The sequence below is a fragment of the Acinetobacter sp. ABJ-A23_2 genome (assembly GCF_044538765.1).
Lineage (GTDB): Bacteria > Pseudomonadota > Gammaproteobacteria > Pseudomonadales > Moraxellaceae > Acinetobacter > Acinetobacter nosocomialis_A.
Genome location: NZ_JBIUCP010000047.1, coordinates 20,472 through 29,882 on the forward strand (window position 1 = coordinate 20,472; position 9,411 = coordinate 29,882).

Below are 9,411 nucleotides of genomic sequence, written 5' to 3' on the forward strand. Positions count from 1 at the left end.
ATTCCTTATTCTTATTTCTGCTTTTTAGGCAGAATGTCCATTAACTTACAGATAATCCCCAACATAATTTCATCTGCCCCACCGCCAATAGAACCTAAACGACCATCACGATACAGCTGTGATGCTGGGTTATCCCACATAAAGCCGTTACCACCCCAGTATTGCAGACAACTATCGGCAACTTCACGGCTTAAACGGCCTGCTTTGAGCTTTGCCATAGATGCCAGCTTAGTCACATCTTCACCCGCAATATGCTGTTCACACGCTTGGTAGGTTAAGGCTTTAAGTGCTTCTACTTCAGTCATGAGTTCGGCAAAACGAAAATGGATATATTGGTTATTAATGAGTGGTTGACCAAATGTCGTACGCTCTTTGGTATAGGCGATAGTCTTTTGAATTAAATTTTCCAAACCACCAATCGCATTAGCACAAGCCCATAAACGCTCTTCCTGAAATTGCATCATCTGCATCATGAAGCCCATACCTTCAACGCCAACCAAGTTACGCTGAGGTACACGTACATTGTCCAAATAAACTTGTGCTGTGGTCGTTGAACGCATACCTAATTTATTTAACGGTTCTGAAAAACTAATCCCTTTAGTTTTTGCCGGTACAATAATCATCGACTTGTTGACGTGAGGTTTATCGTCAGATGTGTTGGCTAAAAGACAGAAGAAATCGGCCTGCAGTGAGTTGGTAATCCACATTTTACTGCCGTTAATAACATAGTCATCGCCATCTTTTTTAGCAGTCGTTTTAATAGCAGCAACATCCGAACCAGCATGTACTTCCGATACCGCAATTGAGGCAACATATTCTCCAGCAATGGCTGGTGTTAAAAACTCATCACGTAATTCTTTGCTACCAAAACGCGCCAAAGCAGGTGTTGCCATATCTGTTTGTACACCAATGGCTAAAGGCACACCGCCGCAAGCTGCGCGTCCAATTTCTTCAGCAACAACCAAGTTATAAGAGTAATCTAAAGCCAGACCACCATTTTCCTCAGGCTTACAAATCCCCAATAGGCCAAGATCCCCCATTTTTTTAAATACGTCATGGATTGGGAAACGTCCCGCAGCTTCCCATTCTGGAATATGTGGATTCAGCTCATTTTGAACAAATTGACGAGCTGTACGGCGTAATGCTTCATGTTCGGCAGTAAATTTCATTGTGTTATTCCTATTAATTTTTTTAATTACGGTAAAGATTGATTAAAAGCGAGACACACCAAAACGGGTCGGATTTAGTTCGCGTTGCTGTGCTTCATAAATAGTTTCTAAAAGGAAAATTAATAATTTTCGGGTATCTCGCGGGTCAATAATGCCGTCATCATGTAGCATGGCCGTATTGAAAAGCGCGGTAGATTGCTGCTCTAATTTCATCGCAGTACTTTGCTCAAGAAAATCGAGCATTTGCGGATTGGGCTCCTGACCAGAAGCTTTTTGCTTTCCTTCAGCCACAATGCGTAACACCTTTCCAGCTTGTGCAGCGCCCATTACAGCAACATGCGAATTTGGCCATGCAAAAATAAAGTCTGGCGATAAACTCCGACCACACATCGCGTAGTTACCTGCACCATATGAGCCTGCCACAACGATTGAAATTTTAGGTACAGTACAATTGGCAACCGCTTGAATCAGTTTTGAGCCATGCTTAATAATGCCATTTTGCTCGGCATCGGTTCCCACCATAAAGCCAGTAGTGTTATGTAAGAATAATAACGGACGGTTGGTCTGTTCACATAAGTGAATAAACTGAGCTGCTTTCGCTGCCCCTTGAGGGGTAATCGGACCATTATTGGTAATAATACCGATATGCAAACCACCAATTTTTGCCCAGCCACACACCGTTAAATCATCATATTCCTGCTTAAATTCTAGAAAATCTGAATCGTCAATAATGCGGGCAACCACTTCTTTCATATCAAATGGTTGTTTAGGATCACTTGGAATAACACCCAACAGTTCCTCGGTATCGTAACGAGGCTCTTTATAAGTCACATCAATTGGTTTGATTTGCTCTTTCCAGTTCAGGTGTTCAAAAATTTCACGCGCAAGTCGAATCCCATCGGCATCATTTTCTGCTAAGTATTCTGCTGTTCCAGCAACCTGTGCATGCATTTCAGCCCCACCCAATTCCTCCGCTGTGGCGACTTCACCCGTGGCAGCCAGAAGTAAAGGTGGACCTGCAAGAAGCATCTCTGTTTGTTTGCGTACTACAATGACATAATCCGAAAGACCTGGTTGATAAGCTCCTCCTGCCGTTGCATTACCATGAACAACTGCAAGCTGTGGAATACCTGCCGCTGAAAGACGTGCCTGATTAGCGAAAGTCATACCGCCATAAGTAAATACTTCAGCAGCATAATTAAGATTAGCCCCACCACTTTCAGTCAGCGTAATCAAAGGGAGTTTTTGTTCTAAGGCAATTTTTTGTAGACGCAAAGTCTTTTGTACACCCATAGGTGACATGGTTCCGCCTTTGATTGCGCTATTACTTGCAGAGACTAAACAACGCACACCACTGACAAAACCCATACCAGCAATTACCCCACCCCCAGCTTCGGAGCCATCCTTATCATCATGCATGTTGTAGCCAACCAAGCCACAAAGTTCAACGAAAGGCGAATCGGTATCAAGTAATAACCGTACACGTTCATGCGGCAGAATCTTGCCCTTTTTATCGAATTTTGGTTTGGCAACATATGATTTATCAATGCTTTTTTGCTGAATTGCACGGACTTCACTCAATTGAGTAAGCAATGCCTCTTTATTCTTTTGATACTGTTCACTACCAACAGCAATTTGGGATTGGAGAATAGACACTGTTATTCCTCCTCAGCCTCAGTCTTTTTCTGAAAGATTTCAGGAATAAATGCACGGTGAAAACCATTATAAGACTGACTGTTTGTAGCCTCACCTAGTGGATACATGCGTGTCCCTTGTGATGCAGCACCATCAATACGTAACGTCACACCAGAAACAAAAGCCGCAGCATCGGACAATAAATAACAAATTGCCGATGAGACTTCCGACTCTGTTCCCATACGTTTTAGCGGTACATTGCCAGCAAGACTTGGAATAATTACTTTGGCAAAATCACCGCTATAATTATCCATACCGGATGAAACAATCCACCCCGGTGCAACCGCATTTACACGAACACCTGATTTCCCCCACTCAACTGATGCTGTTTTAGTTAAGTTATCAACCCCCGAACGCGCAGCTCCAGAATGCCCCATTCCCGGCATGCCTCCCCACATATCGGCAGTCATGTTGACAATACTGCCACCATGTTTTGCCATCCATTGGTTATAAGCTTCACGCATTAGATAGAAAGTTGCGTGTAAATTATTACGCACGACTGCATCGAAACCATTCGCCGAAATATTCTCTAAAGCTGAGGGGAACTGCCCGCCTGCATTATTTACCAAACCATCGAGTTTGCCGAATTTCTCAATCACTTCGGCAATCATATTTTTCACTTGTTCTTCTTCACGGTTATCACAAACAATGAAATGAACTAAACCACCATCTTCTATAATTTCTTGGCTTACTTTCTCTAATTTTTCAATTTTGCGTCCTGTAATCACGACTTGAGCGCCAAGGGCTGCAAGCTCATGTGCAGTACAGCGTCCAATTCCTGAGCCACCACCTGTCACAATAATGACTTTATTGGCGAAAGCATCTGGTCTAAATATTGATTGATAACTCATCTTTGTTTCATCCATTCATTTTATTTTTCTAAAAGATGTGCCGGAACTTTAACAGGCATATCCAATAACTGTTGGGCAAAGGCTTTACCTTGCGGATCAATACGCAAGCTTGCAACACCACCACCGCCTAAGGCATTCTCCAACATAAAATTTAGTGCATTTAAACCCGGTAACTCATAACGGATTACTCGCCCTTTCTCAGCATCCAAAACATGCTGCATATAGCTTGCAACAGACTGTTCAGTTAGTGCTGCACGAATCCATGGTAAATAGTCTGCTTTACGTGCAATCACGCCAATATTGCTATGATTGCCTTTATCACCACTGCGGGCATGCGCAATTTCAATCAAAGGAACTTCAATTTCATCTCCTTGATAAACTGCATTTTCACCTGCCGTCAATGTAGGCAATTGCTCTGTAGAAACCCCTTGTGGAATCTCAACTGGGTAACGTTTGCCTTCAAAATCAATTTCAATATTCAATTGATTTTTATCAATTAAAAATGAAAATAACTTAATCACTGGAGATGCTTTTGGTCGACCTCCAACAATTCCTGCCAAGGCTGGAGCCATACCTGTTGAAGCTTGTGCAATTTCAGATGCAAAGAACATACATGCTTCTTTAAACATGTGTTTTACAGCTATTTTAACTACCACTTCACGACTATTTAATGTTTGGGCATGGTCGCCATAGGTACTTTCAATACCTAAAATTTCAACAGACTTTTCACTAAATGGCGGCACTGAGCGCATTGCTAAAACACGTTCGCACTTAGTCAAAATCGCATCAGCAATGACTTGTGCTTTTCGTGGTGCCTCACGTCCTGCAATGAGGAAACTCACTAAAACCCGATATCCATCTGGGTAAGTCGCGCTGACTTTATATTGTGTAGTTGGTGCTTGTCCTTTTGCACCCGTCACACGAACTCGGTGCTCCCCGACTTGCTCTAAATGCACGTGGCTGAAATCAGCAATTACATCGGGTAGTAAATATGCTTGAGGATTGCCTATTTCATAAACAATTTGCTCTGCAACTGTAGCAGTAGAAACCAGACCACCCGTACCTTGAGGCTTAGTTACAACAAATGAGCCATCTTCACTCACTTCAACCACTGGAAAGCCCATGTTGTCGAAGCCCTGTACCAATTGCCAATCGGTAAAATTACCACCCGTACATTGGGCTCCACATTCAATCACATGACCTGCCAACGAACCTTGCGCCAATTTGTCATAGTCATCTAAAGGCCACTGATATTCATGAAGTAAGGGTGCAAGTACCACAGCAGAGTCAACTACACGGCCAGTAATTACAATATCGGCGCCTAAGTCTAAGGCATCACGAATAGCAACCGCGCCTAAATAAGCATTACTGCTTGCCACCTGTTCTGGCAACGCTTCTCCGCTAAACATTTCTTGAATATTCTGTGATTTTAGCTGCTCATGTTTTGGCAAAAGATCATCACCTAACACCACAGCCACTTTCAGATCTAGACCATACTCTTTAATAATTTTTTGCAATGCGTCCCGACAAGCCAATGGATTAACACCACCCGCATTACTAATCACTTTAATCTTTTTTTCAGCAATTTTTTTTAGTAAGGGTGCCATGACTCGGCTGACAAAATCTAAAGCGTAACCATGTTTCGGTTCTACCATCTTCGCTTTTGCCATAATCGACATGGTAATCTCGGACAAATAATCAAAAACCAAATAATTAATATCGGTCAAATGCACTAACTGAAAAGCGGCAGTATTGGTATCTCCCCAAAACCCAGAGGCACAACCTATTTTCACGACACGCTCATCATCCTGTTGATTACTTGCCATCTTATTTCTCATTATTTTGTTTAAAAATTAAACTCAACATTACCAAGCAAGCGCTTGGTTTGTAAAGAGCAAAATGTTATTGTGAAATTGACCAAAACTGCCAAACTCGACAGCTCAGCTAAAACATGATGAGATTTGGCAAACTTTTCTGTTAAGTATTTTTATATAAAGGATTCGGCTTTCGCATGATTGCTACTTCAATTGAACAGATTCCAAATATCTCTTGCTTTGATGACAGCCCGCGTGGTCGTTTATTACGGGGGGCTGCCTATTTATTTCACAAGCAAGGGTATGACAAAACCACTGTACGCGAACTTGCTCAATTTATTGGAATCCAGTCGGGAAGCTTATTCCACCACTTTAAAAGTAAAGATGACATCCTCGCTCATGTGATGGAGGAAACTATTATTTACAATCTTGCCCGTTTACAAGATGCGGCAGCTCAATCTACCGATCCAGAACAACAACTCCGTGCTCTTATTAAATCCGAGCTCATTTCAATTACTGGAGATACAGGTGCAGCCATGGCTGTTTTAGTTTATGAGTGGTTTGCCCTATCAAAAGAAAAACAAGATTATCTTTTAAAAATGCGTAATGAATATGAGCAAATCTGGTTGGATGTTATTGAAAAATTACGCACTGAAGGCAAGATAAAGCATGATGCCTTTATTTGGCGAAGATTAGTTGGTGGCGCAATTTCATGGACCGTAACTTGGTATAAAGCTGAGGGTAAAGTCAAAATTGATGAGTTAACCGAAATGGTTTGGGAGATGGCTTTGAAATAAAAAAGGTGATTCAATGACCACCTTGTAAGAATCAGTAAGCCAACTGCTTACTAATCAAATCTTTCATAATTTCTTCAGCACCACCACCAATCATATTGACCTTCACTTCACGGTAAATACGTTCCGACTTGGTACCGCGCATAAAGCCCATACCACCTAATGTTTGTACAGCTGCATCAGCACAAAATTGCATAGTGCGAGTCGCAACATTTTTCAGCATCGAAATTTGCGCTACTAACTCAGGTCCTTGTAACTTCGGCTGAGTCATTTTCCATGCTGTTTCTTCAAGTAATGCCCGCGTTGAGGTCAGTTGGGTTGCCATATCTACCAATTTATGGCGTACTACTTGATGATCTATTAATCGCTTACCAAAAGTTTTACGTTGCTGTGCCCACTCTAAAGCTTCTTCATAACAGACTAATGCATACCCATAAGCGACTACTCCCAAGAAAAACCGCTCCATATTAAAGTTATTCATAATAACTTTAAAACCGGCATTTTCTTTGCCGAGCAGATTTGATGCAGGTACTCGTACTTGGTCAAAATGCAAATGAGCTGTATCTGAAGCCCACCAACCCATTTTCTTTAGAGGTGTTTTAGTAATTCCTTCACTGTGCGCCTCAACGAGCAACATTGAAATACCTTCAGCTCCTGTTTTAGTTGGGTCTGTACGCACTGCAACTGTATAGTAATCTGCACGAATCCCCGATGTGATAAATGTCTTCTCACCCGAGACAATGTAGTAATCACCATCACGAACAGCTTTAGTCTGTAATGCAGCGACATCCGAGCCACCACCAGGTTCTGTAATAGCTAAAGCAGAAATTTTTTCACCGGAAATAATACCTGGTAGGACTCTAGCCTTTAACTCCTCACTTCCAAAATGCTGAATTGGAGGGGCACCAATTGTGTGTACCATGAGTGAAGTATGCACACCGCCAGAACCCGCCTTTGCCATTTCAATACCAGCGAGTAATGAATAAAATGGATCTGCATCAGAAATACCACCATATTCTTCAGAAAAACCTAAACTCAATAGCCCAATTTCAGCTGCCTTTCTATAAAGCTCTTTAGGAAATGTCTCAGCCTCATCCCACTCATTAACAAAAGGTGCCATTTCTTTTTGTACAAATCGGCGAACATTGTCAGCAAAAGCAATGTGTTGTTCATTATAGTAAATTGGGTTGAGTTGCATGTTTAGAAATGTCCTGATGTTTTTATTTAATTTCTGAGCATATCTTGTCATGTTTACAGTCAATCAAAAGTTGCAAGAATTTCCATTTTCTTGGCATAAAACATCAAACAGAATTATTTTTATTTATGCACAACACCTATACTCTTAAGCAGCAGCGAAAACCACGAACAGCATAATAGGATTGGGCCCCATTATGATAAATGAAGACCCGACCATACCGACGATCAGCAAAAAGTGCTCCACCCAACTTACGAATCTCAGCTGGGGTGGCAATCCAACTCGATGTTTTAAGATCAAGCTCTTCAATTTGCTGTAACTGAAAATATTGTTCTTCAGTTAAAAGCTCGACTCCCATTTCATTAGCTAGATCTATTGCACTGTTTTTAGGAGGATGATCTTTTCTGGATTCCAAAGCCTCACGATCATAACAAAGGCTTCTACGACCTTTGGGCGTCTCAGGAGAGCAATCGATAAATAAATACTCATCCTTCTGTTGATCATAATAGACAACGTCAGGTTCTCCTTCAGTGTTTTCCATTTCTTGCAATGGCCATAATTTTTCAGGCGATTCTAATAATTTAGCTCGTACATTTGTCCAATCAATTTCTTTATGGCGATGTGTGTTGTTTTCAAATCTCTTCTTTAATAGTTCAAGCAGTGAATCTAATTGTGTTTGAGTTAATTGTTTTTTAGTTGTCATTGAATAAATCCTTATAATTATTAAACTGAACGTCCATCAAAATAATTTATTTTTATTTTATCTAAGTCAATGTCATCTATACATCGAACATTAATCGCAAACATAGAATTACCCTCTGCATCTATGCCTTGAGCATAAGGATGAATACCACAATTTTTGCAGAAATGATGATTAATCACATGCTTGTTAAAAGTGTAATTCGCTAAAATATCAGGAGAATCTAAAGTAACTATAACTTGATTAGTGGGTAGGAACCAAAGTAAAGACCCTTTCTTTTGGCAGATCGAACAATTACAAGATAAGGCTTCTGTTAACTCACCTTTTGCGACAAACTTTACCTGACCACAATGACAACTTCCTTTATATTCCATATCTTTTTCCTCTTTCTAATTTTTTAAATTTTTATAATATTCTTTTGGTAGATCACTTTTCAATCTTCGTATAGATTTTGAGATTTTTCACCTTTACACAATCTACTTAATTAAAACTCTAGTAGATTATCTAAACACACCAAAGGTGAAATAGAAATATTCTTTCATCCTACTTTATTTATTGTTAGAAATTACCGCCTCAATTTGGCTTAAGATTTGTGGCCAACCTTTTCCCATACCAATAAAAGCCTGTTGGCCAAAAGAAGAATCCATATTAAAACCCGAATGGTTAAGCTGTAAAAGTGTGCCATTTTCTTGAGGAATTAATTGCCATCTAAGGGTTGTATCAAGTACACCGATTGCAAAGTCATATTCAAATAAAATTTCTTTATCAACTGCCTTAACTAGGCAATGTTGTACTCCGAAATTCCCCATATCTAAAGTAAATTGATGACCGATTTTAGGCTGAATGTCCCCTTTAGCCCACCATTGCTGGACAAGTTCAGGCGTGGTCAATGCTTCCCAAACTTTTTGAGGAGATTGATTGATAAACTGTGAAACCTCAATGGACTTTAACATTTTTTATTTTAGACTCGTCTATAATTCATTTGGTTTTTATTATGCTGCAAAATAATTAGCAATATAAGGGATTATGTAAAATCACATCTACCCTATTTTTCCCCACATAAAAGAACACCCCAACCTCTTTCGAGATTGGGGTGTTTGGAATAATGAGCTGGCGATGACTTACTCTCACATGGGTAACCCCACACTACCATCAGCGCTAAGAGGTTTCACTTCTGAGTTCGGGAAGGGATC

Annotated in this window: 9 protein-coding genes and 1 rRNA gene; 1 reads left to right on the plus strand and 9 read right to left on the minus strand. The window is 40.5% G+C overall.

Annotation, left to right across the window (positions count from 1 at the left end; genetic code table 11):
• Positions 1–11 precede the first annotated feature (11 nt).
• From ACH63V_RS14875 to ACH63V_RS14890, 4 genes are read right to left on the minus strand one after another with little or no spacing between them, the layout of a single operon-like run.
• On the minus strand, positions 12–1,169 hold the full coding sequence (locus ACH63V_RS14875; RefSeq protein ID WP_032031351.1) for an acyl-CoA dehydrogenase family protein: 1,158 nt from the start codon (positions 1,167–1,169) through the stop codon (positions 12–14).
• 42 nt (positions 1,170–1,211) lie between these two features.
• Positions 1,212–2,825, minus strand: coding sequence for an acyl-CoA carboxylase subunit beta (locus tag ACH63V_RS14880; RefSeq protein WP_396463925.1), 1,614 nt, complete (start codon positions 2,823–2,825; stop codon positions 1,212–1,214).
• Positions 2,826–2,827: 2 nt separating this feature from the next.
• Positions 2,828–3,715 carry an SDR family oxidoreductase gene (locus ACH63V_RS14885; protein WP_396463926.1) on the minus strand — a complete coding sequence of 296 codons (888 nt, stop codon included), beginning with the start codon at positions 3,713–3,715 and terminating at the stop codon, positions 2,828–2,830.
• Between the two features lie 20 nt (positions 3,716–3,735).
• Positions 3,736–5,541: an acyclic terpene utilization AtuA family protein gene (locus ACH63V_RS14890; RefSeq protein ID WP_396463927.1), complete on the minus strand. Its 1,806-nt coding sequence runs from the start codon at positions 5,539–5,541 to the stop codon at positions 3,736–3,738.
• Positions 5,542–5,726: 185 nt separating this feature from the next.
• Here ACH63V_RS14890 and ACH63V_RS14895 point away from each other — a divergent pair, with 185 nt between their 5' ends.
• Complete coding sequence (locus tag ACH63V_RS14895; RefSeq protein WP_396463928.1) at positions 5,727–6,326, plus strand: TetR/AcrR family transcriptional regulator; 600 nt, start codon at positions 5,727–5,729, stop codon at positions 6,324–6,326.
• 31 nt (positions 6,327–6,357) lie between these two features.
• On the opposite strand, the gene ACH63V_RS14900 is transcribed toward ACH63V_RS14895, so the two are convergent.
• The 5 genes from ACH63V_RS14900 to rrf all read right to left on the minus strand — a co-directional run.
• Positions 6,358–7,521 (minus strand): acyl-CoA dehydrogenase family protein, encoded by a 1,164-nt coding sequence (locus ACH63V_RS14900; protein ID WP_396463929.1) that lies wholly within the window; start codon positions 7,519–7,521, stop codon positions 6,358–6,360.
• Positions 7,522–7,657: 136 nt separating this feature from the next.
• A complete protein-coding gene (locus ACH63V_RS14905; protein ID WP_396463930.1) occupies positions 7,658–8,221 on the minus strand; it encodes a DUF4256 domain-containing protein in 564 nt (187 codons plus the stop codon).
• A 20-nt stretch (positions 8,222–8,241) separates the two neighbouring features.
• Positions 8,242–8,592, minus strand: a complete 351-nt coding sequence (locus ACH63V_RS14910) for a GFA family protein (RefSeq protein WP_396463931.1) — start codon at positions 8,590–8,592, stop codon at positions 8,242–8,244.
• A gap of 174 nt (positions 8,593–8,766) precedes the next feature.
• A complete protein-coding gene (locus tag ACH63V_RS14915) occupies positions 8,767–9,171 on the minus strand; it encodes an SRPBCC domain-containing protein (protein WP_396463932.1) in 405 nt (134 codons plus the stop codon).
• Between the two features lie 155 nt (positions 9,172–9,326).
• A 5S ribosomal RNA gene (gene rrf, locus ACH63V_RS14920) occupies positions 9,327–9,411 on the minus strand; the annotation flags it as partial.

Coding starts and splice junctions, on each gene's coding strand:
- ACH63V_RS14875 (WP_032031351.1), bottom strand. CDS start 1,169: ATGAAATTTACTGCCGAACATGAAGCATTACGCCGTACAGCTCGTCAA.
- ACH63V_RS14885 (WP_396463926.1), bottom strand. CDS start 3,715: ATGAGTTATCAATCAATATTTAGACCAGATGCTTTCGCCAATAAAGTC.
- ACH63V_RS14890 (WP_396463927.1), bottom strand. CDS start 5,541: ATGGCAAGTAATCAACAGGATGATGAGCGTGTCGTGAAAATAGGTTGT.
- ACH63V_RS14895 (WP_396463928.1), top strand. CDS start 5,727: ATGATTGCTACTTCAATTGAACAGATTCCAAATATCTCTTGCTTTGAT.
- ACH63V_RS14900 (WP_396463929.1), bottom strand. CDS start 7,521: ATGCAACTCAACCCAATTTACTATAATGAACAACACATTGCTTTTGCT.
- ACH63V_RS14905 (WP_396463930.1), bottom strand. CDS start 8,221: ATGACAACTAAAAAACAATTAACTCAAACACAATTAGATTCACTGCTT.
- ACH63V_RS14910 (WP_396463931.1), bottom strand. CDS start 8,592: ATGGAATATAAAGGAAGTTGTCATTGTGGTCAGGTAAAGTTTGTCGCA.
- ACH63V_RS14915 (WP_396463932.1), bottom strand. CDS start 9,171: ATGTTAAAGTCCATTGAGGTTTCACAGTTTATCAATCAATCTCCTCAA.